Origin of the sequence: Streptomyces sp. NPDC091272, from assembly GCF_044757485.1 — a bacterium.
Classification (GTDB): Bacteria; Actinomycetota; Actinomycetes; order Streptomycetales; family Streptomycetaceae; genus Streptomyces.
On record NZ_JBIVVC010000001.1, the window covers coordinates 1,023,247 to 1,047,145 of the forward strand.

The window sequence follows — 23,899 nt, forward strand, 5'->3', positions numbered from 1 at the left end:
TATCAGAATGCTCTGATACGGGCTCCGACCTGCGATGGATCGCTGGTCGGGACGACAGGATTTGAACCTGCGACCCCTTGACCCCCAGTCAAGTGCGCTACCAAGCTGCGCCACGTCCCGGTGCGTGCCTGACCTGGGGTTTCCCCTGGCTGGGCACGCATGAGAACAATACCCCAACCTGGGCGGGCGGAAGAACCGCGGCCACCGTGGGGACCGTCACCCGAGGGGGAGCCCCGCCGGTGGGCACGGCGCGTCAGTGGGTGGGGTGCAGCGGCTCCTGGCCGGGGGCGCGACGCTGCTGGGGGATCGCGGACGCGACGGTCTCCTGCGGGATGCCCACGGGGGCCACGTCGCCGCCGGGGACGGGTGCCCCGGTGCGAAGGCCGTCGGGGAGCGCCCCCTCGGGGACGTCGCCCTGGATGACGGTCACGTTCCGCGCGGGCGCCGGCACCCGGATGCCCTCGGCCCGGTAGCGCTCGTGCAGGAGTTTGATGAACTCGTGCTTGATCCGGTACTGGTCGCTGAACTCCCCGACCCCCAGGATCACGGTGAAGCCGATCCGGGAGTCCCCGAAGGTGTGGAAGCGGACCGCGGGCTTGTGGTCGGGGAGCGCGCCGGTGACGTCACGCATCACGGCGGAGACGACCTCGGTCGTCACCCTCTCGACCTGCGCCAGGTCGCTGTCGTACGAGACGCCGACCTGCACCGAGATCTCCAGGTCCTGCGCGGGGCGGCTGAAGTTGGTCATGTTGGTGCCGGCCAGCTGGACGTTCGGGATGATCACCAGGTTGTTGGAGAGCTGGCGCACGACCGTGTTGCGCCAGTTGATGTCGACGACATAGCCCTCCTCGCCGCTGCTCAGCCGGATGTAGTCGCCGGGGCGCACCGTCTTCGAGGCGAGGATGTGCACGCCTGCGAAGAGGTTGGCGAGCGTGTCCTGCAGGGCGAGCGCCACCGCGAGGCCGCCCACGCCGAGCGCGGTGAGCAGCGGGGCGATGGAGACGCCGAGGGTCTGCAGGAGTACGAGGAAGCCCATCGCCAGCACCACGACGCGGGTGATGTTGGCGAAGATGGTCGCCGACCCGGCCACGCCCTGCCGGGACTGGGCCACCGAGCGGACCAGCCCGGTGGTGATCCTGGCCGCGGTGACGGTCCCGGCCAGGATGAGCAGCGCGGTCAGCGCCCGGGTCACGTTCTGCCCGGTCCGCTCGGTCAGCGGCAGCGCCGCCGCGGCCACGGCGAGACCCGAGGCGACCGCCGCGACGGGGACCAGCGTCCGTACGGCGTCGACGATGACGTCGTCGCCGCCCCACCGCGTCCGGCTGGCGCGCTCCCCCAGCCAGCGCAGCACGGCCCGCAGCAGCAGCGCCGCGAGGAGCCCGGCGGCCACGGCGATTCCGGCGACGGCGAGATCGCCCAGTTCGAGGGTCCGCTTCATCGGCGCACGCCCCGACGGGGGCCCGCCCCGGTCGGCACGGGCGGGAGGAAATGCCCCTGCGGGCACCATATCTGAGGTGACGTCACCTTTTGTACCTGCTCATTCCGGGTTGTGCGGTCACGCCGGCGAACGTGGGTGTCCTGCGGCGCGAGCGTCATCCTGCCCCATGGGCCAACCACCTCCGTACCCGGCCGGGCCGCCGCCCCCACGCCGTGCCGGGCCGCCGCCCCCACGCCTTGCCGGCTGCCGTCTACGTCTTGCGCCAGCCGATCCGCCGTCCTACGGCTTGCGGCCGACCGCCGCGTACAACGGCACCGGCGAGCCGTCGCGCACCTCGTCCACGCCGAGCTCCGGCCGCCAGTCGGGCAGCGACACGATGCCGGGCTCCACGAGGTCGAGTCCGGCCCCGGTGAAGAACCGCTCCACCTCGGCACGCGAGCGCGGCACCAGCGTGACTCCGCCCGCCTTGTACATCTCCACCGCTTCCCGGGTGCGCACGGGATCGAAGTCCGAGGCCAGCTGGGACAGGACCAGGTGGCTCCCGGAAGGGAGGGCTTCCACGAGGCTGCCGACCAGGTCGTACGCGCCGTCGTCGTCCGTGACGAAGTGCAGCAGGGCGATCAGGGAGAGCGCGACCGGCTGCTCGAAGTCCAGTACCTCGGAGGCGAGTTGCAAAATCCGGTCGGGCTCGCGCGCGTCCGCCTGGAGGTAGGCGGTCGCGCCCTGCTTCGTCCCGTGCAGCAGCGCCTCCGCGTGCGCGAGGACGATCGGGTCGTTGTCCACGTACACCACGCGGGCCTCGGGCGTGACGGCCTGGGCGATGCTGTGCAGGTTGGGGGCGGTGGGTATGCCCGTCCCGATGTCCAGGAACTGGCGTATCGAGGTCGTGCCCGCGAGATGGCGGGTGGCGCGCTGCATGAACCAGCGGTTGTGCTGGGCGCCGTACTTGGTCCCGGGTTCGAAGGAGACGAGCTGCCGGCCGAGTTCCTCGTCGACGGGGTAGTTGTCCTTGCCGCCCAGGAACCAGTCGTACACCCGGGCGGGGTGCGGCTTGCTCGTGTCGATGCGCTCTGCGGCGGGCGGGGTGCCGGTCATCTGCCAACTCCTCAACGGGGCGATGTTGTTGAAGTAACTGCTGGAGGCCATCGTGCCCTGCCGTGGCCCGTGGGACAGCCGATCCCGCAGGCTCACAACACCCGCGGCACGGCCCACTCGGTGGCGAACGCCCGCGCCGGGTTGCCGACGAACACGCGGTCCGCCGCGACGACGCCGAGCATGTCCGCCAGGGCGGGGCGCAGGACTTCGAGGAGGTGGGCGGCCCGCCCGGGGGCGGCTCGTGAGGTGGTGGTGTCCGCACCCAGCAGCAGACGGTCCCCGTGCCCCGCCGCGGCGAGCGTGCCGAGCGCGGTCAGCACCCGCTCGTCGGTGGTGCCGTAGGCGGCGGAGGGGCCGTCCAGTACGAGGTAGGCGCCCGTCGCCCCGGCCCGCAGCCAGGTGTCGGCGTCGGCCGTGCGGCCCAGATGGCCCAGCAGGATGCGCTCCGGCGGGACACCGAGCGTCCCGCTCAGCAGCGCGACCGCGCCTTCGGCGTGATCGGGACGCTCCAGGTGTACGCCGACGGCGCATCCGGTGGCGTGCTGCGCCTCGGCAGCCGCGGCCATGACCGAGCGCGTCCAGGCGTCCAGGCCGTCGGAGCCTTCGGGCCCGTCGGGGCCCGTGGCCACCTTGATCAGCCCCGCCGGGACCTCGGCCGTGGTCAGGTCGGACACGAAGTCCCGGGCCGCCGAGTCGAGGAGCGTGTCCCGCTGCCCGTACTGCCGAGCCTGGTGCAGGCCGGTCGCGGCAACCAGCCGCACGCCACCCGTACGGGCCAGCCGGGCGAGCGACTCGCGTCGCCGCCCCATCCCCCGGGGCGTCCACTGCACGAGCGCGGCACCACCCGCGGCACGGTAGGCCCGCAGTTCCTCCGCCGCCCGCGCCTCGTCGTCGAGCTCCTGCCCCACGAGGTGTGGCGAGCGCAGGAAGAGGTGGTCGTGTGCGTCACAGACCCCGAGCGTGGCCGGGGTGACATCACCAAGAACGGTACGGACGGCCGCGGTGGACGACATGAGATCTCCTTGACGGTGCTGCGGTACGGCCTCATCCTGCCCTGCTGGTCACCCTCGGCCTCTGCCGGTCGCGGCCGGGGCCCTGCCGATCTTTGCCGGGGCGATACGTGGCACGAAAACCGCTGGTGAGGTTCGGTGGGGACGCATAGCGTGTGCCGGTCAACCGGCGGCTGGGATGACCACCCCTCGTGCGCGCCGACCGCACACCCCACGACGGAAGAGACAGTGCCGTGCAGCTCAACGGATGGGCCGACCAGCGATTCGGCCCGGTCGCCGACACCTTTGCCCGCAACTTCGCCGAGTTCGGTGAACTCGGCGCCGCCGTCACCGTGTTCGCGGGCGGCCGCAAGGTCGTCGACCTCTGGGGCGGCGTCGCGGACGAAGTCTCCGGACGCCCCTGGCAGGAGGAGACCGTCGTCCCCGTCTTCTCCTGCGCCAAGGGAATCGTCAGCATCTGCGTGCACCTCCTCGCGCAGAACGGCGAGTTGGACCTCGACGCGCCCGTGGTGCGTTACTGGCCCGAGTTCGCACGGGCGGGCAAGGAGACGATCACCGCGCGCACGGTGCTCGGCCATCGTGCCGGACTCCCGGTGCTGGACCGGACGTTGAGTTTCGAAGAGATCACAGCTTGGACGCCGGTGGTCCGCGCCATCGAGGAGCAGGCGCCGCTGTGGTCGCCCGGCACCACGTACGAGTACCACGCGCACGTCTTCGGCTTCCTCCTCGGCGAACTGATCCGGCGCGTCACCGGCCTCACTCCCGGCGCGTACTTCCGCCGGGCCGTCGGTGATCCGCTCGGTCTGAGCTGCTGGATCGGTCTGCCCGAAGCCGAGACCGGGCGGCTCGCGCGGCTCGTCGAGGCACAGGGGCGTCCCCCGATGCCGGGCCCCGAGTCAATCCTCACCCGTATGGTCACCATGAACGGGGCGTTCACCTTCCCAGGACTCGACGCACCGCACGGCTGGAACGACCCCGAACTGCTGGGCGCCGAGATCCCCGGCGCGGGCGCGGTCGCCTCCGCGCGCTCCCTCGCCGCCTTGTACGCGGCCGCCGCGACCGGTGTCGACGGCGCTCCCCGGCTGCTCGCCGCGCAGACCGTGGCCGATGCCGTATGGGAGCAGTCCGCAGGCGAGTCGTGGCTCGGCTTCGACGCGGGAGCGCGCTGGGGATCGGGCTTCCTGCTCAACTCGCCGTTCCGTCCCACGCTCGGCCCCCGCAGCTTCGGGAACGACGGGGCGGGCGGCCAGTTCGCCTTCGGGGACGACGAGTTCGGCGTGGGCTTCGCCTACACGGGCAACCGGATGATCGGCCATGGCGACGCCCGCGCCGGTCGGTTGATCGCAGCGTTGCGCCAGTGCATGGGCGACGACTGACGAGAAGGCCGACCACGCCGAAACACCCCACCCCACCCCACCCCCCACCAGAGCCGAACACGAAGTCGACGCCATACCTCCGCCCCCCGTTCGCCTCTTCTGTCTCCCGCTTTTCGCCTCGATGTGGGACAACGCATCCATGTGCGACGACGACCTCGTACCGCCCAGGGCGGACCTGACCGAAGAACAGTGGCTGCGCGCCGAGCCTGACCTTGCCGAAGGGCCGGTGGGGGACCGGGTGCGCGCGATGAGCGCGGTGCGCAGGCGTGCCCTGCTGGGGGGTGCGGTCGCCGGAGCCGCACTGGCCGTGCTGCCGGCCGGCGGCACCGCACAGGCCCGCCCGGCGGCACCGGGAACACGCGGGGCGACGCCAGGAGCGCGCGGCGTGGCCGCGGGGGCGGGGAAGTTCCCCCTTCCCGGTCGCCCCAACGGGCGGGGCGAGTTCACCGTGCTCATCACCGGCGACGCGGGCACGGGGGACGAGGCCCAGCACGCCGTGGCCGCCGCGGCGCGTCAGGTCTGCCTCAGCGAGGGCGTCGGCCTCGCCGTCGGCCTCGGCGACAACATCTACGAGAACGGCCCCGAGTCCGACCACGACGACGAGTTCCGGACCAAGTTCGAGGAACCCAACACCGGCATCGACGTCCCGTGGCTGATGGTCCTCGGCAATCACGACTGCTCCGGCTTGCTGCCCGGCAGCGGCGGCGACCCCGCGCGCGGCGACCGCGAGGTCTCCTACGCCAGGAACTCCCCCCGCTGGTACATGCCGGACCGCTACTACACCGCCGCCGTACCGGCCGCGGACACCGCGCCCGTCGTCGAGTTCTTCGCCCTCGACACCAACCCGGTCGCCTCCACGGTGACCCAGACCGACCCCTACTACCATTGGGACGGCCCGTACATGCGCGCCCAGCGCGCGTGGCTCGACGGCGCGCTCACCGCTTCCCGGGCCCGCTGGAAGGTGGTCATCGGTCACCATCCGTACCTCAACAACGGCAAGCACGGCAGCGCCGGTTCGTACGACGGTTTCCTCGTCGGGCACTACACGCGCGGCATCCACCTCAAGGAGCTGTACGAGGAAGTGGTGTGCGGCAGGGCCGACCTGATCCTGTCCGGCCACGATCACACCCTCCAGCACCTGGAGCCCACCACCCGCACCGCCGGTACCCGGCAGATTGTGTGCGGTGCCTCCGCCAAGACGGGTGACGGCAGGGCCCGTTCGAGCCACCCCGCAAGCTGGCAGAACTTCTCCGACCACGGGTTCATGGTGCTGAAGGTCTCCGAGACGGCGATGACCGTGGACGTGTACACCGTTGACGTCCCCACCCGTACCGCCCGTCTCGCCCACAGCACCAGGACCACAACTCCCGTGGCTCACAAGGGGGTAGAGTCCGCCGCAAAATCGTATGCGTGAGCGACAGGAGTAAGCGGATGGCGTCCAGGATCCGGCACATCACCTTCGGCTGCACCGAGCCTTACGAGCCGTACGAGATCGCCGGGTTCTGGAGCGAGGTGCTGGGCAGAGCGGTCGGGGAACAGGACGCACCAGGTGACGACGTGGTCTCCTTAGCGGCCGTTCCGGGCGCCCCCGACCTGCTGTTCGTACGGGTCACGGAGAAGAAGGCGCAGCCGAACCAGGTACTGATCGACCTGGAGCCGGAGGGCACCCGGGCGGCGGAGATCCGGCGGCTGACGGCGCTCGGCGCGACCCGCGTGGGCAGTGCCGATGCGGTGGTGGAAGGGGGCTGGGTCACTCTGGCCGACCCGGCGGGCAACGAGTTCCGCGTCTGCGCGGGCACCGGCGACCGGTACGGCGGCGCTCATCCGCTGCCCGCCCCGAAGGCCGTCGTGTTGCGCCGCACCGACGAGGGCTACCCCGGGGTGCAGGGCGGAGTGTTCACCCAGGGTGTCTCCGCCGAGACGGTCGACACCAAGGCGCTGTGCCTCCACGAGGTGCGGATCCCGCCCCACACCAGCGGGCGGCCGCACCTGCACGCGGGCCACGAGTCGGCAATCTACGTGATCAGCGGACGGCACGAGATCCGGCATGGCGAGGGCCTGACCGAGAGCGACGAACTCGGCCCGGGAGACATGGTGTTCATTCCCGCGGACACCCCGCACATGCCGGTCACCCATGACGAGCCCGTGCTGTGCGTCGTGGCGCGCACCGACCCGAGCGAACAGGAGTCGGTACACCTGCTGACGGACGGCACACCGGCCTGACCCGGGCCGGGGGCGGCGCCCCCACGGTCACGAGGGACCCGCGGACCGGCACAATGCCGGACCATGACCACTCATGTCACCGACGACGGCCCGAGCGCCCACCCCGCACCCGTACCCCCGGCCGCCCCGGCGCCGGGGCAGTCGTGGCCGGAGGTGGTCCACCCCGTCCCGTACTTCTCCCAGTGGGCCTCGCCCGAACTGGTCCGGGCGACGTCACGGGCGAGCTGCCCGCGTCCGCCGACCCGAGGTGGAGTGCGTACGGGGCGGGGACGGCCGAGGAGTACGACTGGTGGTCGTGGCGGCTGTGCGGCATGGCCTGCCTGCGCATGTGCCTCGCCCACTGGCGGCTGCCCGTCCCCACCGCGATGGAGCTCGCTGCCGGGTGCGTGACGGCGGGGGCGTACGTACGACGCGAGGACGGCGGGCTCGACGGACTGATCTACGCACCCTTCGCCCGCCACGTCGAGGAGAACTGGCCCCTGACGGCGGAGTGCCGGCCCCGGCTCTCCGTCGCCGAGATCCCGCAACTCCTCACCGAAGGGCGGCTGTTGATGCTCTCCGTGCACCCCTCGGTGCGCGAACTGGATCCGTCCCCGCCCGGTCGCGGTGGCCACCTCGTCCTCGCGGTCGGCGCCACCCCCGACGCCCTGCTGATCCACAACCCGTCCGGTTTCCCGGGCGAGACGCAGGAGTACGCCCGCGTCCCCTGGGCCGACCTGGACCGGTTCTACGCCGGTCGTGGCGTCGTCCTGGGCCTCCGGGGCGACGACGGCGACGGAGCCTGAGCGCCCCGGAGGGTCACCGGGTTCAGCAGGTGCGCCCCGTGTAGTACGCCCCGCTGATCTTCTTGGCGGAGCCGAGCCAGGTCTCACCCGGGTAGACGCAGCGCTCGTAGTCGGGGGCGAGGTTCGCCTCGACCTTGATGACGACGCGCGAACCGTCCGACGTGCAGTGGTGGTAGAACGCGTCACTGCCCGTCTTGTAGAAGCCGCACGGGTTCATCGCGACCCCCTGCGGGGCCGGCGCGGCGGTCGTCACGGTGGCCGTACCGAGGAGCAGGGCGGCTGCGCCGATGGCGGCCGGCAGGAAACGGGGAACACGCATGGAGGTCTCCTCATGAGATGGGAACGGTGAGAACGCGCTGCGTCGACAACGCGGCGCTCCGGGAACACAGCGCCCGGGTGCTGATCACCCGTACACCAGGGAGACCATGGCGTCCGCCCGGCCGCGGAGTCACGCACTCTCCCTCCCAGGGGTGGTTCATCCCCCCGAACGGAGCACGTCGGCGACCACGCAGCTGACGTTGTCGGGCCCACCGGAGGCATTCGCCAGGGCGACCAGTTCCTGCACCGCCTCGTCAGGCCCGTCGGACGACGTCAGGACCGCCCGGATCTTCTCGGCCGGCACGACCGCTGAGAGACCGTCGGAGCACAGCAGATAGCGGTCCCCCGGGAGCGCGTCGTGCAGCTTCGTCTCCGCCACGACCGGCCCCGCGTCCTCGTCGGCCGTCAACGCCCGTGCCAGCAGGGCCCGCTGCGGGTGCGAGGCGGCCTCGGACGGGGTCAGCCGGCCCTGGTCGACCATCGACTGCACGAGGGTGTGGTCGTGGGTGATCTGGAAGAGGCCCCCGTCCCGCAGGAAGTAGGCGCGGGAGTCCCCGATGTGAACGAGGGCGAGCTGGGACCCGGTCCAGTACATCGCGGTGAGCGTGGTGCCTGCCTTGCGCTTCTCGGACCCGGCGCCCGCCCCCTTCCCGGGCCGGGGCCCCGCCGGGACGGGAGCCGTCGCCGCTCCCTCCCCGGGCGAGGACCCCGCAGCCGCCGTGACGAGCACGGCCCGCCGGGCGTGTTCGACGGCGTCCTGCAGGGCGTTGAGCAGACCGCTCGCCGTCGGCGAGTCGTCGCTCTCCAGCCGCTTCAGCACACCGACGGCCGCGGCCGCGGCGGGTGCTCCGCCGTCGCCGTACCCGTCGGCGACGGCGAGCAGCCGCGCCCCGGCGTGTACCGCGTCCTGATTGGTGGCGCGGACCGTGCCGGAGTCGGACAGGGCCGCGTAACGGATTTCCAGAAGTGGTGCGGTGGTCATGACGGTGTCCTTCCGTGACAGTTGGCCGACGAGGAAGGAAGCGAGGTCCCGGCGGACCGCGGTGTCGGCCTCGACCTGCGCCCAGAACGCACGTACCTCCCGGGCCGCCCCGGCCGCGTCCAGCGCGCACACCTGCCGGATCCGGGCGAGCGGCATGTCCAGCCGGCGCAACCAGGCCACCAGGCGTGCCTGTTCCAGCTGCCCGGCGGCATAGAAGCGGTAACCGGTCACCGCGTCGACGTGCGCCGGAGGCAGCAGCCCCAGCTCGTCGTACAACCGCAGCGCCTTCGGTGACAGGCGTGAGGCCCTGGCGAACGCGCCGATGGCCAGCAGCTCCGAGTCCGCTTCATCCACGCCCGTCCCCCCACGCATGCCGGCCCCCGCGTTCTCTTCCTCGTCGTGCCGGGCACTGCGCCCGGCACCGCCGATGCTGTGCTTTACCCCAGGGGCAAGGTCAACCTGTCCCTCGATAGGGTGATGATCCACTACCCCAGGAGCCCGTCGTGTCCTCCCGCCCCCGCCGCCGGCAGCGCGTTCTGTACGTCACCGACCTCGCCTATCCGGCCAGGGGCAGGCGCTACTGCGACGAGGACATCCTCCTGTCCTGCCGGCTGCGCGAGGACTTCGACATCGCCCTGTGCCACCCGCTGGACGCCGCGGCCCTGATGGACGCCTTCGACGCGGTCGTGGTGCGCAACAGCGGTCCCGTTCTGCACTACCAGCAGCAGTACGACGAGTTCCGCGCCCGCGCCCTGGCGGACGGCGTGCGTGTCTACAACCCGCTGAACGGGCGCGGTGACATGGCGGGAAAGCAGTACCTGATCGACCTGACCGCCGCCGGGTACCCGGTCATCCCGACTGTCGACCGGCTCCAGGACCTGTCCGCACTGCCCGAGAGCGAGCTGTACGCGGTCAAGCCGAAGGCGGGCGCCGACTCCATCGGACTGCGCTTCGTGCCGGGCCAGGAACTGACCGCTCTCACGTACGGCGAGATCCTCGTCCAGCCGCGCGTCGACTTCCGCTACGAAGTCTCCTTCACGTACGTCGACCACAGCTTCCAGTACGCGCTGTACGCCCCGCACCCCGAGCGTCGCTGGGAGCTCCAGCCCTACGAACCCACCGGGGCGGACCTCGACTTCGCCGGGCGCTTCATCGACTGGAACACCCTCGGCCACGGCATCCAGCGCGTCGACGCGTGCCGCGCCCCGGACGGAGAGCTCCTCCTGGTCGAGCTGGAGGACCTGAACCCCTACCTCTCCCTGGACCGCGTTCCCGAGGCGACCCGCGACACCTTCGTCAGCGCCGTACGGGCCTCGTTGCACCGCTTCCTGGACGCGGCGTAGCCGCCCGCCCGCGGAGCGCGGCGGGGGAGAGCCCGGGGGCCCGTGGGACACCGTGGGACTCCAAGGGGGTGAAGTGTGCGTGGCGCCGGAACCCAGGAACGATTCTGCAGAGTTGTGTCTGAGCTGCGAAGATCATGAATTTGCCACTCGACTGGACACATGTCCTAAGGGCTCCTCGGTGCATGGAAAATCCGGTTCGCCCCCTAAAGTCTAAGCGGAATTGCCAATTCCGCTTTCGGTCGAACCCGTGCGAGGTGTCGTGTCAGGCGAAATCTCCCATCTCCAGCAGCGGTTGAAGGCCTGGGAGGTGCGCAGAGCGAGCTGGGGCGGTCCCCTCTACCGGGGCCGGGCCTCCCCGCGCAGCACCGACATCACCCTCATGTCGAACGACTACCTCGCACTGGGCGGTCACCCCGCTGTGATCGAGGCCCAGACGCGCAGCCTGCGCGCACACGGCAACGGCGCACTGATGTCCGGGACCTTCACCGGGGACAGCGACCCCCTGCGCCGGCTGGAGGCGGACCTCGCCCAGTGGCTCGCCGCCCCGGCCGCCGTGCTCTGCCAGTCGGGCTGGGCGGCCAACGTCGGCCTCATCCAGGCCGTTTGCCCGCCCGGCGGAGCCGTCTACGTCGACGAACTCGCGCACGCCTCCCTCTGGGAGGGCATTGCCGCCGCCCAGGCCGTCGCCCGCCCGTTCGCCCACAACGACACCGAGCACCTGGAACGCGCGATCCACAGGTACGGCCCCGGCCTCATCGCTTTCGACACCCTCTACAGCGTCACCGGCGACTTCTGCCCGCTGCCCGAACTGACCGCGATCGCCGCCCGTACCGGCAGTGACCTGATCGCCGACGAGTCCCACACCCTCGGGGTCCTCGGCCACCAGGGGTCGGGCCTGGTCACCTCCCTCGGCCTCACCGGCAAGGTCGCCTACCGCACCGCCAGCCTCGCCAAGGCCTTCGCCGGCCGGGCAGGACTCGTCGCCTGTACGGAGGAGGTCGCGGGCTATCTCCCGTACCACTCCATGGGCGCGGTCTTCTCCTCCACCCTGCTGCCGCACGACGTGGCGGGCCTCGCCGCCGCCCTCGACCTCCTCGCCGCGGCCGACGACCGCCGCAGGCGCCTGGACGGGCACAGTCGCCAACTCCGCGACGGGCTCGCGGCACTCGGGTACAACATCACGCCGAGCGAGAGCCAGATCATCCCCCTCCAGCCGGGCACCGAACCCGGGCTGTGCCGGCTGCAGCGGGCCCTGGACGCGCAGGGCGTGTTCGGCGCGGCCTTCGTCCCGCCGTCGGTGCCGGCCCGTCGCTGCGTCCAGCGGCTGTCCGTGCACTCCGAGCTCACGGCCGAGGAACTCGACCGGATCCTGGCGGGCTGTGCGGCCGTGCGCGAGGAGGTGGGCCTGCGGGACTGGAAGTCCACCCGCAGGCTGACCGCGGCCTGTTGACCTCCCGCCCGGCGGGCGCCGCGCACCCGTCCGCGTGCGCCCGACCGTGCGCGTCCGAAGCCCTCGCGGATCCGAACCGATCACCGGATCCGCAACCGAACCGCGGATCCGTGGGCGAGCTGCGGATCCGCATCCGAACCGCGGATCCGTGATCGAGCCTAGTATCCGCAACCGATCTGCGGGCCTGAGTCCCTCGCAGAGCAGACCCCCTCCTGCCGACCCGCGCGCCGGCGCGGACCTACAGAAGAGAGCCTCCACCCCCATGCAGACCACCGACACGCGCCAGATCCGGATCACCGAGATCGTGTGCGACCGACTGGAACTGGAGCCGGACGAGATCAGCGAATGGGACCGGTTCGTCGAGGAGCACGGCGCGGACTCGCTTGCCCTCATCGGCGTACTGGCGGCCCTGGAGAAGGAGTTCAGGGTCACCATCGACCAGAGTGAGATGCCGCGGATGGCGCACCTGCACGGCGTGCGCAAGGTCCTGGCCGAGACGGCGGGCTGGTAACCGCGACCGTGGCCTCCCGCTCTCCTCACGATGCCCGGATCCGCCCCCGCCCCCTCAGCAGCTACCGGCCCGACGCCTTCCCCGGCAGCCGGCCCGAGGTGCGGCGCGTCGTCGTCACCGGGCTCGGTGTCCTCTCCAGCATCGGCACCGGCACCGACCGGTTCACCGCGGGACTGCGCGCCGGACGCAGCGGGGTCAGCCCCATCACCGCGTTCGACACCACCGGATTCGCCCATGCCAACGGCTGCCAGGTCCCCGGCTTCGACCCGGACCGCATGCTCCGCCGGCTCGATCCCGCCGCGTACGGGCGGGCCGCCCAGTTCTCCGCAGCCGCCGCCCGCATGGCGGTCGAGGACGCCGGGCTCACCGACGACGACCTGCGCGCCGTACGCTGCCAGATCTCGGTCGGCACCACCGACGGCGAGTCGCACGACCTGGACCTCATCACCGAGGCCCATCTGCACGGCGGCCCTGCCGCGGTCACCGGCCGGGCCGCCCGCCGCATCCCCGCAGCCCGTCTCGGGATCGCCGCGGCCCGCGAACTGCACCTGACCGACGCGGAGGTCCTCACCATCGGGACTGCCTGTTCCGCGGGCAACTACGCCATCGGCAACGGCCTCGACGCCATCCGGCACGGCGACGCGGACTTCGCCCTGTGCGGGGGAGCGGACGCGTTCTGCCGCAAGACGTTCACCGCGTTCTACCGGCTGGGCACCATCGCCCCCGACTGCTGCCGCCCCTTCGACGCCGGCCGGCAGGGCATCCTCACCGGCGAGGGCTCCGGAATGCTCCTGCTGGAGAGCCTGGACTCCGCCCGGGCCCGCGGCGCGCGCATCTACTCCGAAGTGCTCGGCTACGGGCTCAACTGCGACGCCTTCCACCCCGTCGCCCCCAAGGAGGACAGTGTCGCCCGCTGTCTGCAACTCGCCCTGGACGACGCGGGGGTGAAGCCGGACGAGGTCGACCTGATCTCCGCCCACGGCACCGGCACCAGGGCCAACGACGTCACCGAGAGCCGCGCCGTCCGACAGGTCTACGGGAACACCCCGCCCCGCACGGTCTCCCTGAAGTCGATGCTCGGCCACACCATGGGCGCCGCGAGCGCGCTCGGCGCCGTCGCCTGCTCCCTGGCGATCACCCACGGCTTCATCCCGCCGACCATCAACCACCGCACCACCGACCCCGAGTGCGCCGTGGACTGCGTGCCCAACCACGCGGTCGAGGCGGACCTGCGGATCGTCCAGAACAACGGACTGGCCTTCGGCGGCAACAACGCGGCCGTGGTCCTGGGCCGCTACAACGAGCATCAGGAGGACGGCCACGTCCCCGGCCGGAGCCTCAGCCACGGCCAAAGCCACGGCCACGGCCACAACCTCGACCGATCCTGCCCCGACTGCGCGTCCGCCCCCCTGTCATGACCTTCGCGAGGGACGACAACACCATGCTGCACATCACCGCCTGGTCGGCGCTCACCCCCTACGGGCACCATGCGGCCGACCTCACGGCGGGCGTACGTGACCGCCGCCCCACCGCCGCGCGCGTGTCCGAGCCGGACGGACAATTGCATTGTCCGGTACCGGACTTCGAGCCACGAGCCGTCCTCGGCAGGAAGGGAACCCGGGACATGAACCGGGTCACCGCCCTCGCCGTCACCGCGGTCGGCGCCGTCCTCGACGCCGACGCGGAACCCGGGCCCGAGACCGCTCTCGTCCTGGGCACCACCAACGGAAGCGTGCAGTCCATGACGGACTTCACCCGATCCGCCCTCGACGGCGAGCGCCCGTACGACGTCGACCCCGGCGTCATCCCCAACAGCGTGATGAACTGCGCCGCCGCCCAGTGCGCCATCCGGCACCGCATCCAGGGCCCCAACACCACCCTCGCCGGCGGGCGGGCCGCCGCCCTGCTCGGTCTGCTCTACGCCCGCCGCCTGCTGCGCGCGGGCCGCGCCCGTACCGTGCTGTGCGGGGGAGCGGAGGAGTACTCGACCGCCCGCGCCTGGCTGGAGGCCCGCAGTCGTGACGACGAGCCCGCGCTGCTCGGCGAGGGAGCGGCCGTCCTGCGCCTGACCGATGCCGCCGCACCCTCCACCACGCCCCCGCTCGCCTCGGTACTGTCCGTGCACACCCGCCAGGGTGCGACCGGAACCGACGCGGCCGAGACCGTACGCACCACCGTCGTGGAGGCCCTGCACCGGGCAGAGCTCGCCGCCGCCGACGTCTGGGCCGCCGTGGGGACCGGGCTCGACGCAGCGGAGGGCGAGGCGCTGGACGCGGTCTTCCCACGTCAGACTCGCGAGGAACTGCCCGCACTGGGCCACCTGGTCGGCGACACCGGAGCGGCGTTCGCGGCCCTGCAACTCGCCGCCGCGGTCGGCTGCGCGGACCGCGCGCCCGGTGCGCACGCGGTGATCACCTCGGTCGACGGACAGGGTCTGGTGGCCGCCGCCGTCCTGCGCATGGGGGTACCCGAGTGACCAGCACCCCGACCACGCACTCCACGGCCCACACCACCTCGGCCCACCCCCGTCCCTCCCCTCTGCCCCCGCCCCCCGGGGTCGCGTTGGTCAGTGGCGGCTCGCGGGGCATCGGCGCGGCCGTCGTGCGGCGGCTGGCGCAGGACGGCTGGGACATCGGCTTCTGCTACCGCTCGGACGAGGCGGCCGCCCGTCGCGTCGAGAAGGAGGCCAACGAACTGGGCGTCCGTACGCTCGCCATCCGCGCCGACGTGTCCCGGGCCGCCGAGGCCAAGGCATGGGCGGCCCGCACCGAGGACGAACTCGGCCCTGTCGCCGCGGTGGTCGCCAACGCAGGCGTCACTCGCGACCGGCCCCTGGTCCTGATGGCCGACGACGAATGGCGCCAGGTCATGGACACCAACCTGGACGGCGTCTTCCACACCTGCCGCGCGGCCGTGTTCCCCATGCTCAAGCGCCGCAGAGGCTGCGTGGTCACGCTGTCCTCCGTGGCGGGGATCCACGGCAATTCCGGCCAGACCAACTACAGCGCGGCCAAGGCCGGGATCATCGGCTTCACGAAGTCCCTGGCCAAGGAGGTCGGCGCACACGGCATCCGCGCCAATGTGATCGCCCCGGGCCTCATCGACACCGATATGACCGAGGCCCTCCCCACCAAGGAACGAGAAGGGCTGCTTGCCTCGGTGCCGCTGCGGAGGTTCGGCACGGCGCAGGAGGTGGCCGACCTCGTGGCGTTCGTGGTGTCGGACCGCGCCTCGTACATCACCGGAAGCGTGCTGGAGGTACACGGTGGCATTGCCCTCTGACCAGGCCGCGACTGCGTGCGCGCCACCGCCTGATCCTGTCCTCGCGCTCACGCCTGTTCCCGCGCCTGCTCCTGAGCCGGTTCCGGCGACCGCGTCTGCTCCGGCTCCCGATCCAGCCTCGCGGAAGGTCGTGCCCCGTACGGACGCGGGCGAGGCGTCGAACGGCACACCCCGGGCGGGGGAGGCTCCGAACGCCACGCCCCCGGCGGGCGAGCCGCCGAACGACCGCCCCTCCGCGAGCACCCCGCGCGTCCGAGGCTCCCTGCCGGCGAACGGCGCATTCGCCGCCTCCCGTACCCACGGGGCCGACGCCCCGCGCGCCCCTGCCCCGCGCGGCGCGACTGCTGCTCCCGCCTCGCGCGACACCCCTGGCCCGTTCGACGCGGTGATCGTCGGCGGTGGGGTCGGCGGGCTCGTGTGCGCCGGCTACCTCGCCGTGTCCGGCCTGCGTGTCCTCCTCGCCGAGCAGCACGACGTCACCGGCGGCAACGCGCAGGTCTTCCGTCGTCGCCGCGCGTACGAATTCGACGTCGGCATGCACTACGTCGGCGACTGCGGACCCGGTGGTCTGCTCCCGGCGATCCTCTCCGGACTCGGCATCGGCTCCGACCGGGTCGCCTTCCGTGCCCTGAACGCGGACGGTTTCGACCGCCTCATGCTGCCCGGTACCACCGTCGACGTCCCGGTCGGCTGGGACGCGTACCTGAAGCGGCTCTGCGCGGCCCTCCCCGCGGAACGGGTCGGTCTCACCCGCTGTGTCCACGCCCTGCGCGACATCGCGGCCGACCTGCGCCGCGGCGTGACCACCGCGCCGGGCGCCGAGCGCGCGCCCCTGACGGCGGCGCTCCTGTCGTGGGGCGGCCGGACCCTCGGCGACCTCTTTGCGCACTGCGCGCTCGGGCCCGCTGCCCGGACCCTGGTCGCAGCCCAGTCGGGCAACTACGGAACCCCGCCCTCCACCACCCTCGTCCCCACCCACGCGGCCATGCTCGACCACTACCTGCGCGGTGCGTACGCCCCCGTCGGCTCAGGGCAGACGATGATCGCCACCCTCGTCGAGGCCATCGAGGCACACGGCGGCGAGGTCCGCACCCGCTGCCGGGTGGACCGGATCCTCGTCACCGACGACCGCCGCGCCGTAGGCGTACGGCTCGCCGACGGCGAGACGGTTCGCGCCCCGCTCGTCGTCTCCAACGCGGACTACCGCCGTACCGTGCTGGACCTCTGCGGCGGCCGCGGCTTCTCCACCGCGGTATTGGAACGCACCCGCAACGCCACCATGCGCGCCGCCGTCGCCACCGCCTACATCGCTCTGGACCGCCCGCTGGAACTCCCCGACAGCAACATCTGGTGGTGGTCCCACACCAACATCGAGGCCGCTTACGCCCAGGCGCTCAAGGGCGACGGGTCCGAGGCCACCTTCGCCTTCCTGTCCTTCGGCTCCCTCAAGGACCCCGACAGCCACACCGTGTGCCCGCCGGGCCACAGCAACTTCCAGGTCATGACGCTGGTGCCACCGCTCGACGGACCGCCCGGCCGCTACCGTCGCGATCCCGCCTACGAGGCGGTCAAGTCCCGTCTCCGTGAGCGCCTGGTCGACATCGCCGAAGCCGCCCTCGGCCCTGTCCGCCCTCACCTCACCCACCTGGAGACCGCGACCGCCCACACCAACAACCGTTATGTGCAGGGCGGTTCGGGCACTCCGTACGGCCTCGACGACTGGGGTGGCCACGGGCGCAGACCCAACATCCGTACCTCGGTACGCGGCTTGTACGCGGTCGGCGCCAACTCCAGCTTCGGCGCGGGCATTCTCGGCGCAGCCCTCAGCGGGGTCTCCGCCGCGGGCCGCATCCTCAACCGTCCGCTGCTGTCGGAGGTCTGCACCGGTACGGTCCTGGCCGATGCCTCCCAACTGCCTCCACGCACACCGGACTTCGACGCACTCCGCACCTCCAGAGGTCTCGCCCGACGAACAGCCCGCGGCCTGGCGCGCATCGGCTGATCACCCTCCCCGGGGGACATCGGCCGACCATCCACCCTCCCGGCGGCCATCGGCCGGCCATCCACCCCGTCACGGACCTCGCACTCCGCCGCCCAGCGCCCGCCGCCGGCACTCGCGCACTCCCGCCCTACCCTTCCCTCAGACGCGAATCCACCCAGGAGCGGAGCATCCCCGTGCCCAACACCTCACCGCAGTTCCCGACCGCACAGCCGACCCCCTCCGCGGGGTCACCCGCGCGCCCGTACCCGTACCCGGAGTCCCAGCACCCGGAGGGCACGCCGGCGCCGCACCCGCTCCTCACCCCGGTGCTCGCCCTGCTCGGGACCTGGTACGGGCAGGGGGCGGGGCAATATCCCACGCTCGACGAGGACTTCACGTACGCACAAGAGGTCACCTTCTCCCACGACGGCCGCCCCTTCCTGCACTACGACGCCCGTGCCTATCTCCTCGCCCCCGACGGCACCCCCCTGCGTCCGTCCGCCCGCGAGAGCGGCTGGTGGCGGCTGCAGGCTGACGGCCGGGTGGAAGCCCTGATCACCCAGCCCACCGGCGTCGCGGAGATCGCGGTCGGCGCCGTGACCCAGGCCCCCACCACGGTCGACCTCACCACCGACGAGGTCGCGCTCACACCCACGGCCAAGAAGGTCGACGCCACCCGCCGCCGCTACGCACTGGCGGACGACGGCGCACTCACCTTCACCCACGACCTCGCTGCCGTCGGGCAGCCGCTGCAGCACCACCTGTCGGCGACACTGCACCGCCGCTCCTGAACCGTCCGGCGTGACCCCGCTGCGCCCTTCGCGGCACATCTGCCGGCCCACGGCTGTCGAGCCTCCGGCGATCAGCCCACGGTGATGGGGATCCTCGTGACCAGTTCCCCGAGCGCGGCCCTCTGCGCCTCGGTCGGGGAGCGTCGTCCCGTACCGACCAGGAGTGCGTCCGTGTCGGAGAACGACGCGGGGAACACGACCCCCGCGATCCGCTCCAGCATGTCGCGGGTCCGGGCGAGTCCCTCGGCCGGGGGCGGCGCGACCTCCGGCAGGTGTGCGGCCAGATCGAGGTGGTGCAGAGTCCATTCCAGGACGTACGCATCGAGGAAGTCGCCCGCGGTCAGGACGATGTCACGCGTGCCCACCCGCAGTTCCGGGTCGGCGAGCCCGGCGGCGCGCCCGGCGGCGGAACCGATGTCGTCGAGATGGAATTTGAGCAGCCACGGCTCCCCGTACGCGGCAGCCAGCCTGACGGTCAACGCGTCGAGCGGGTCCTCACCGGTCGGCGGCGTGTCTGCGACCTCCCAGTAACTGATCGCGTCGCGGGTCGGTTCCGACCCGGCGGGGGAGGCGAGGGTGATGAGGACGTCCTGGGCGTCGATGACCAGATGGCACACCAGATCCCGCACCAGCCACCCGGCACAGCCGGAAGGCTGCGCGAAGTCCTTGTCCGTCAGCTCGGCCACCGCGGTGAGCAGTGCGTTCCAGGAGCGAGAGAAGAGATCCACGCAAGCACGGTAGTGCGGGGCGGACGCGCAGGAGAAGAAGCGGGCGAGTCCGCCGTGCTGCTCAGTCGTTCCACTGTTTGCGTGCGGACGCGGCCGGCCCGGTCACCAGGGTGTTGGGGGGAACGTCCTTCGTGACGACGGCCCCGGCGCCGACCACCGCGCCGCGCCCGATCGTGACGAGATCGGTCCTCGGGCAGATCAGGACACCGTCGCCCAGCCGGATGACGCCCTGTAATTGACCGGAGCCATGCAATCGACGTGAGTACGCGGGAATCAAACAATGGACACGGCAGCGGCGGCCAACTTCTGGTTGCTCGCACCCAGACGCCCGCACCTTGTCGCTCGCGCCCCGACGCCCGCACCCGTGTTGGCCGCTCCTGCTTGCCCGCACCCTGGTTGCAGGGCGGCCGTTCGCGGGGCCGGGCCCGACGGGGCCTGAGCTGTCGCGACGGCCGCCCCTGTTCGGTCCGTGCGGGAGGCTGACGGAGACGGACGCCGCGGTGCGGAATGCTGTGGGAGGGCGGTGTCACAGGTCGGTGGCGATGATCCTCTCGATGTTGCGCTCGGCGAGGGCGGTGATGGTGACGAACGGGTTCACCGTGGTGTTGCCGGGGATGAGCGCGCCGTCGATGACGTACAGGCCCGGGTGTCCGTGCAGACGGCCGTAGTTGTCGGTGGCCTTGTCGAGGACCGCGCCTCCCAGCGGGTGGTAGGTGAGGTGGTCGCCCCAGACCTTGTTGGAGCCGAAGAGGTCGGACCGGTAGATCGTCCCCTCCTTCTTGTTGATCTTGTCGAAGATGGTCTTCGCCATGTTGATCGAGTCCTGTTTCCAGCTCGTCTGCCAGGACAGGTCGACGTTTCCGGTGCCGGCGTTGTACGTGAACGCGGCGCGGTGCGGGTTCTTGGTGATCGAGAGGTAGAAGGAGGCGAAGGTCTCGATGCCGGTCGGCAGCGGAGCGACCTCGGCGAAGGCGCCGCCGGCGTCCCAGTTGTCGATGCCGGAGCAGGGGATGGTCGACTGGACGTCACCGGTTGGGTCCCACAGGTGGTTGGCGCGTCCGCACATGACGTTGCCGTTGTCGCCCCACCCCTTGCCGACCTCGCCGTTGAGCTTCGGGAGCGCACCGGTGGCTTTCAGCTTCACCAGGAGCTTGCTGGTGCCGACGCTGCCCGCGGCGAAGAAGACCTTCGCCGCCTTGACGCTCTTGGTGGTCACGGTGGCGCCCGAGGTGTTGAGCTGCTTGATGGTGACCAGATAACCGCCGCCCGCGGCGGGGGTGACCGAAGTGACCTCGTGCAGGGGCGAGACGGTGACCCTGCCGGTGGCCCTCGCCTGCGCCAGGTAGGTCTTGCCGAGGGTCTTCTTGCCGTAGTTGTTGCCGTAGAGGATCTCCTGGCCGAGCGCCGACTTGGGGACGCTGCCGTTGTCCTCGGCGACCATGTAGTTCCAGTCGTAGACGTCGGGGACGAACGTCCAGGCGAAACCGGAGCGCTGGGCGTGCTTACGGCCCACGCGGGAGTACTGGTAGTACGAGGTCCGCTCGAACCAGGCGGGGTCGATCAGGCCGACCCCGAGGCCGGAGTTGGCGCGCGGGTAGTACGTGTTGTACATCTCGTCCGCGTTCACCGACGGCAGCACGGCGGAGAAGTTCTGGCGTCGGGGCGTGACGGCCATCCCGCCGTTGACGAGCGAGCCGCCGCCCACCCCCCGGCCCTGGTACACGCTGATACCGGCGAAGCCCTCGGCGTCCAGGATGCCCGTGTACTTCGGTACGTCCTTGTCGATCGGGAAGCCGAGGAAGTTGCTGACCGGCGCCTTCGTCCTGGTGCGCAGCCAGAACGAGCGGTAGTCGGGGCTGGTGACCTTCGGGTGGATCTTGCCGTCTGAGCCAGGGGTGACCCAGTCCTGACCCATCTCGACCATGTGCACGTTGACGCCGGCCTGAGCCAGCCGAAGGGCTGCCACGGCGCCGCCGTAACCGGTGCCGACGACCAGGGCCGGAACGTTCGCCCCGTCCGGGATGTCCGCGGCGCCCATTGGGCGCGCGTGTGCCGCGGTGGACTGCCCGGCCAACGCGGCTGCACCCAGAATAGAACCCGTTCCTACCAGCAGCCGACGACGTGACAAACCATCAGGTCTGTTGTCCTGCTTGCGAGTTGGGGACATGTGATCTTCCTCACTCTCGGTTGAGTGAGAACGAGTTCTACTGTTACCGACTTGTGAAGTCACTACATACGGACAAGTAACTTCTGTCCGATCTTGTACCGGATGCGGCATGTGGATCGTGAACCCGGCGGAGCCTGGCGGCCCCGGTCGGCCCCGGTCGTCCTCAGGACGTGGCTTTGTGCTGCCGGGTCGCGCGCAGGGCGTCGAGGAGCTCCTTCCGGTTCATCGAGGAGCGGCCCGGGATCGCCGCCTCGGTGGCCCGCCGGTAGAGATCGGTCTTGTTCAGGGCGTCGAGCGAGCGGCCCTTGACGCTCCCGGTGCCGGTGCCGGTGCCGGTGCCGGTGCCGGAGCCGGACCCGCTGCCGGTGGCCTTGATGGCGCCCTTGCCCTTGCCCTTGCCCTTGCTGGTGCCGGTGGCGCGGCGCTTCGCGGCGGCATCGCTGAGTCGGGTCGGCGGTGACGCGTCGGCCGCGGCACGCTTCTTGCCCTTCGTACCCCCGCGGCCTCCACCCGTGCTCCCGCGGTCCTCTGCGCCCCGGCCCGAGGACTTCTTCGCCCGGTCGACGCTCGCCCGCAGCGCGTCCATCAGGTTGACGACGTTGGTGGAATCCGCCGGAGGCTCCGCCTTCTCCACGGATTCGCCCGACTGTTTGGCCTTGATGAGGGCGGCCACCTGCTCCTGGTAGGTGTCGTGGTGTTCCTCGGGTTTCCACTCGATGTGGAGTGCGTCCACCAGTTGACGTGCCGTCTTCAGCTCGCGATCGGTGATCTTCGTCCTACGGGGGAGGTCGTCGATCTCCTCGCGCGGATCGCGGATCTCGTCGGCCCAGTGGAGGGTGTGCAGGGTCAGGAGGCCGGCCTCGGCCTTCACCGCGACCAGGTACTGGTGGTTGCGCATCACGAACGTGGCGATCCCGGCCCTGCCCGCCTCGCCGAGGGCCTTCTCGAGCAGCGCGTAGACCTTGGCGTACTCCTTGCCCTTCGGGCCGAGGTAGTACGTCTTGTCGAAGAAGATCGGGTCGACGTCCTCCAGGTCGACGAAGCCCGTGATCTCCAGCGTCTTGGAGCGTCCGGGGGCGATGTCGTCCAGCTCGTCCGGTTCCACCAGCACGTACTCGTCCCCGGCGTCGAAGGCCTTCACCACCTCGTCGAGGGGCACTTCCTCCCCGGTGCGTTCGTTCACCCGCTTGTTGCGTACGCGGTCGGACGTGCCGCGCTGGAGCTGGTGGAAGCGGACGGTATGGCTGTCCGTCGCGGTGTACATCTGGACGGGCAGGGACACGAGTCCGAAGGTCAGCGTTCCGCTCCACACAGGACGCGCCATGTCTGCGTCACCTCGTTCTCTCGCCACCCGGGGGACACCTGCTGCTGTCTCCCCCATGGCACACCGGCGGAAGGCCTGCCGCATCCGGGACGGCGGGCGAGAGGCCCCCTCCGGGCCGAGCTGCTGAAACGGCGACGCGCCGTGGCGGCCCCCGGATCTACCGGACGGACCGCCACGGCGCGCAGCCGCAGCACTTCACCGGGACCGCCCGCGCGGCGTCCCGGGCAACCGGGTCTCGGCTACCGGTGTGCGGCCTTCTGGACGGTGACGGCGCCGGTGTGGGTGTTCAGCCGGTAGGTCCAGCCGTGCACGTGGCCGGTGCGGTGCGCGTTGTCGAGGGAGGCGATCCGTACGCCCTTGACGGTGATCCAGGCCTGCCACTGGTGGCTGGAGATACGGGTGACGTGGGCGACGGCGCCGTTGCGCAGAGCGATGTCCCGGGTCGACCCGACGGCCTGCTGCTTCGCCGTGTCCTTGTGCTTGGCCACCTGCTTGTGCGTCACCGCGTGCTTGTGCACGGAGGTGTGCTTGTGCGCCGAGACGTGCCGGTGTGTCGAGGCGTGCCGGTGCGTGTTCTGCCGGTGGCTGGTGTCCGGCCTGGCGATGTCGGACTCGCTGTGCCAGCCGGAGGCCTCCTTGACGCCTACGAAGCCGTTGGCCTGGTTCAGCTCGAAGGTGTTGCCGTTGACGCGGGCAGAACCGTGGTCGGGGCCGAGCGAGGCGATACGGGTGCCGTCGTGCGTGACCCAGGCCTGGTAGTGGCCGTCGCCGAGGTCGGTGACGTGGGCGACACTGCCGTCGCTGAGGGGTATGTCCTGCGTGCCCTGTGCGCTCTGCGCGCTCTGCGTGTCCTGCGCGCTCTGCGTGTCCTGAGCGCTCTGCGCGTCCTGCGTGTCGGTCGTCGCGGGCGCGGTGGCGGTGGTGCCGGCAGGCTGGGCGTCATCCGCGGGGGTGGCGGCAGCGGCGGTGGAAGCCGCGGCAGTGACCGCGCCGAGGCCCAGGACGGCGGAGGCGAGCGTCAGACGGATGCGGCGAGAGTTCGACATGTCTCTACGACCTTCCAAAACGAAGCAGTCGATCGGGTACAAATCGAAG

The 23,899-nt window shown here is 71.3% G+C and carries 21 protein-coding genes, 1 tRNA gene and 1 pseudogene; 12 read left to right on the top strand and 11 right to left on the bottom strand.

What is annotated here, in order from left to right:
* Nucleotides 1-43 precede the first annotated feature (43 nt).
* The 4 genes from ACIQM4_RS04175 to ACIQM4_RS04190 all read right to left on the bottom strand — a co-directional run bounded on the left by ACIQM4_RS04175 (nucleotide 44) and on the right by ACIQM4_RS04190 (nucleotide 3,546).
* A tRNA-Pro gene (locus tag ACIQM4_RS04175) sits at nucleotides 44-120 on the bottom strand.
* A 133-nt stretch (nucleotides 121-253) separates the two neighbouring features.
* A complete protein-coding gene (locus ACIQM4_RS04180) occupies nucleotides 254-1,438 on the bottom strand; it encodes a mechanosensitive ion channel family protein (protein ID WP_401585657.1) in 1,185 nt (394 codons plus the stop codon).
* Nucleotides 1,439-1,717: 279 nt separating this feature from the next.
* Entirely contained in the window at nucleotides 1,718-2,533 is an 816-nt protein-coding gene (locus tag ACIQM4_RS04185; RefSeq protein ID WP_401586126.1) for an SAM-dependent methyltransferase, read from the bottom strand.
* A 92-nt stretch (nucleotides 2,534-2,625) separates the two neighbouring features.
* Entirely contained in the window at nucleotides 2,626-3,546 is a 921-nt protein-coding gene (locus ACIQM4_RS04190; protein WP_401585660.1) for a phosphotriesterase, read from the bottom strand.
* Between the two features lie 230 nt (nucleotides 3,547-3,776).
* Here ACIQM4_RS04190 and ACIQM4_RS04195 point away from each other — a divergent pair, with 230 nt between their 5' ends.
* The 4 genes from ACIQM4_RS04195 to ACIQM4_RS04210 all read left to right on the top strand — a co-directional run bounded on the left by ACIQM4_RS04195 (nucleotide 3,777) and on the right by ACIQM4_RS04210 (nucleotide 7,927).
* Nucleotides 3,777-4,919: a serine hydrolase domain-containing protein gene (locus ACIQM4_RS04195; protein ID WP_401585663.1), complete on the top strand. Its 1,143-nt coding sequence runs from the start codon at nucleotides 3,777-3,779 to the stop codon at nucleotides 4,917-4,919.
* A 139-nt stretch (nucleotides 4,920-5,058) separates the two neighbouring features.
* Nucleotides 5,059-6,333 carry a metallophosphoesterase gene (locus tag ACIQM4_RS04200; protein ID WP_401585666.1) on the top strand — a complete coding sequence of 425 codons (1,275 nt, stop codon included), beginning with the start codon at nucleotides 5,059-5,061 and terminating at the stop codon, nucleotides 6,331-6,333.
* Nucleotides 6,330-7,142: a VOC family protein gene (locus tag ACIQM4_RS04205; RefSeq protein ID WP_401585668.1), complete on the top strand. Its 813-nt coding sequence runs from the start codon at nucleotides 6,330-6,332 to the stop codon at nucleotides 7,140-7,142. Before ACIQM4_RS04200 ends, ACIQM4_RS04205 begins: the two co-directional genes overlap by 4 nt.
* 182 nt (nucleotides 7,143-7,324) lie before the next feature.
* Nucleotides 7,325-7,927: a hypothetical protein gene (locus ACIQM4_RS04210; protein ID WP_401585671.1), complete on the top strand. Its 603-nt coding sequence runs from the start codon at nucleotides 7,325-7,327 to the stop codon at nucleotides 7,925-7,927.
* A 22-nt stretch (nucleotides 7,928-7,949) separates the two neighbouring features.
* Here ACIQM4_RS04210 and ACIQM4_RS04215 read toward each other — a convergent pair whose 3' ends face one another.
* Nucleotides 7,950-8,246, bottom strand: a complete 297-nt coding sequence (locus ACIQM4_RS04215; RefSeq protein WP_401585673.1) for a DUF6355 family natural product biosynthesis protein — start codon at nucleotides 8,244-8,246, stop codon at nucleotides 7,950-7,952.
* 156 nt (nucleotides 8,247-8,402) lie between these two features.
* Nucleotides 8,403-9,581 carry a protein phosphatase 2C domain-containing protein gene (locus ACIQM4_RS04220; protein ID WP_401585675.1) on the bottom strand — a complete coding sequence of 393 codons (1,179 nt, stop codon included), beginning with the start codon at nucleotides 9,579-9,581 and terminating at the stop codon, nucleotides 8,403-8,405.
* 149 nt (nucleotides 9,582-9,730) lie between these two features.
* Here ACIQM4_RS04220 and ACIQM4_RS04225 point away from each other — a divergent pair, with 149 nt between their 5' ends.
* From ACIQM4_RS04225 to ACIQM4_RS04260, 8 genes are all read left to right on the top strand, one after another.
* Nucleotides 9,731-10,570 (top strand): hypothetical protein, encoded by an 840-nt coding sequence (locus tag ACIQM4_RS04225; protein WP_401585678.1) that lies wholly within the window; start codon nucleotides 9,731-9,733, stop codon nucleotides 10,568-10,570.
* 259 nt (nucleotides 10,571-10,829) lie between these two features.
* Nucleotides 10,830-12,020 carry an alpha-hydroxyketone-type quorum-sensing autoinducer synthase gene (gene cqsA / locus ACIQM4_RS04230; RefSeq protein WP_401585681.1) on the top strand — a complete coding sequence of 397 codons (1,191 nt, stop codon included), beginning with the start codon at nucleotides 10,830-10,832 and terminating at the stop codon, nucleotides 12,018-12,020.
* A gap of 262 nt (nucleotides 12,021-12,282) precedes the next feature.
* Nucleotides 12,283-12,531 carry an acyl carrier protein gene (locus ACIQM4_RS04235; RefSeq protein ID WP_401585684.1) on the top strand — a complete coding sequence of 83 codons (249 nt, stop codon included), beginning with the start codon at nucleotides 12,283-12,285 and terminating at the stop codon, nucleotides 12,529-12,531.
* Between the two features lie 98 nt (nucleotides 12,532-12,629).
* Nucleotides 12,630-13,949, top strand: a complete 1,320-nt coding sequence (locus ACIQM4_RS04240; RefSeq protein WP_401586128.1) for a beta-ketoacyl-[acyl-carrier-protein] synthase family protein — start codon at nucleotides 12,630-12,632, stop codon at nucleotides 13,947-13,949.
* Nucleotides 13,946-15,007 carry a beta-ketoacyl synthase N-terminal-like domain-containing protein gene (locus tag ACIQM4_RS04245; RefSeq protein WP_401585686.1) on the top strand — a complete coding sequence of 354 codons (1,062 nt, stop codon included), beginning with the start codon at nucleotides 13,946-13,948 and terminating at the stop codon, nucleotides 15,005-15,007. Before ACIQM4_RS04240 ends, ACIQM4_RS04245 begins: the two co-directional genes overlap by 4 nt.
* Before the next feature lie 62 nt (nucleotides 15,008-15,069).
* Nucleotides 15,070-15,813 (top strand): 3-oxoacyl-ACP reductase FabG, encoded by a 744-nt coding sequence (fabG, locus tag ACIQM4_RS04250; RefSeq protein ID WP_401586131.1) that lies wholly within the window; start codon nucleotides 15,070-15,072, stop codon nucleotides 15,811-15,813.
* Nucleotides 15,814-15,943: 130 nt separating this feature from the next.
* Nucleotides 15,944-17,815 (top strand): phytoene desaturase family protein, encoded by a 1,872-nt coding sequence (locus ACIQM4_RS04255; protein ID WP_401585688.1) that lies wholly within the window; start codon nucleotides 15,944-15,946, stop codon nucleotides 17,813-17,815.
* Between the two features lie 173 nt (nucleotides 17,816-17,988).
* Nucleotides 17,989-18,585, top strand: a complete 597-nt coding sequence (locus tag ACIQM4_RS04260) for an FABP family protein (RefSeq protein ID WP_401585691.1) — start codon at nucleotides 17,989-17,991, stop codon at nucleotides 18,583-18,585.
* Nucleotides 18,586-18,656: 71 nt separating this feature from the next.
* On the opposite strand, the gene ACIQM4_RS04265 is transcribed toward ACIQM4_RS04260, so the two are convergent.
* The 5 genes and pseudogenes from ACIQM4_RS04265 to ACIQM4_RS04285 form a co-directional block, all read right to left on the bottom strand.
* Nucleotides 18,657-19,313, bottom strand: a complete 657-nt coding sequence (locus ACIQM4_RS04265) for a maleylpyruvate isomerase N-terminal domain-containing protein (protein WP_401585694.1) — start codon at nucleotides 19,311-19,313, stop codon at nucleotides 18,657-18,659.
* Between the two features lie 61 nt (nucleotides 19,314-19,374).
* Nucleotides 19,375-19,545: pseudogene (locus ACIQM4_RS04270) on the bottom strand (sugar O-acetyltransferase); the annotation flags it as partial.
* Between the two features lie 294 nt (nucleotides 19,546-19,839).
* Nucleotides 19,840-21,480 carry a GMC oxidoreductase gene (locus ACIQM4_RS04275; protein WP_401585697.1) on the bottom strand — a complete coding sequence of 547 codons (1,641 nt, stop codon included), beginning with the start codon at nucleotides 21,478-21,480 and terminating at the stop codon, nucleotides 19,840-19,842.
* 163 nt (nucleotides 21,481-21,643) lie between these two features.
* A complete protein-coding gene (locus tag ACIQM4_RS04280) occupies nucleotides 21,644-22,804 on the bottom strand; it encodes a Ku protein (protein WP_401585700.1) in 1,161 nt (386 codons plus the stop codon).
* A gap of 239 nt (nucleotides 22,805-23,043) precedes the next feature.
* A complete protein-coding gene (locus ACIQM4_RS04285) occupies nucleotides 23,044-23,850 on the bottom strand; it encodes a hypothetical protein (protein WP_401585702.1) in 807 nt (268 codons plus the stop codon).
* Nucleotides 23,851-23,899: the final 49 nt, after the last annotated feature.

Excerpts from the sequence above, each read along its gene's own strand:
- ACIQM4_RS04180 (WP_401585657.1), bottom strand. The coding sequence starts at position 1,438 with ATGAAGCGGACCCTCGAACTGGGCGATCTCGCCGTCGCCGGAATCGCC.
- ACIQM4_RS04185 (WP_401586126.1), bottom strand. The coding sequence starts at position 2,533 with ATGACCGGCACCCCGCCCGCCGCAGAGCGCATCGACACGAGCAAGCCG.
- ACIQM4_RS04190 (WP_401585660.1), bottom strand. The coding sequence starts at position 3,546 with ATGTCGTCCACCGCGGCCGTCCGTACCGTTCTTGGTGATGTCACCCCG.
- ACIQM4_RS04200 (WP_401585666.1), top strand. The coding sequence starts at position 5,059 with ATGTGCGACGACGACCTCGTACCGCCCAGGGCGGACCTGACCGAAGAA.
- ACIQM4_RS04215 (WP_401585673.1), bottom strand. The coding sequence starts at position 8,246 with ATGCGTGTTCCCCGTTTCCTGCCGGCCGCCATCGGCGCAGCCGCCCTG.
- ACIQM4_RS04235 (WP_401585684.1), top strand. The coding sequence starts at position 12,283 with ATGCAGACCACCGACACGCGCCAGATCCGGATCACCGAGATCGTGTGC.
- ACIQM4_RS04245 (WP_401585686.1), top strand. The coding sequence starts at position 13,946 with ATGACCTTCGCGAGGGACGACAACACCATGCTGCACATCACCGCCTGG.
- ACIQM4_RS04275 (WP_401585697.1), bottom strand. The coding sequence starts at position 21,480 with ATGTCCCCAACTCGCAAGCAGGACAACAGACCTGATGGTTTGTCACGT.
- ACIQM4_RS04280 (WP_401585700.1), bottom strand. The coding sequence starts at position 22,804 with ATGGCGCGTCCTGTGTGGAGCGGAACGCTGACCTTCGGACTCGTGTCC.
- ACIQM4_RS04285 (WP_401585702.1), bottom strand. The coding sequence starts at position 23,850 with ATGTCGAACTCTCGCCGCATCCGTCTGACGCTCGCCTCCGCCGTCCTG.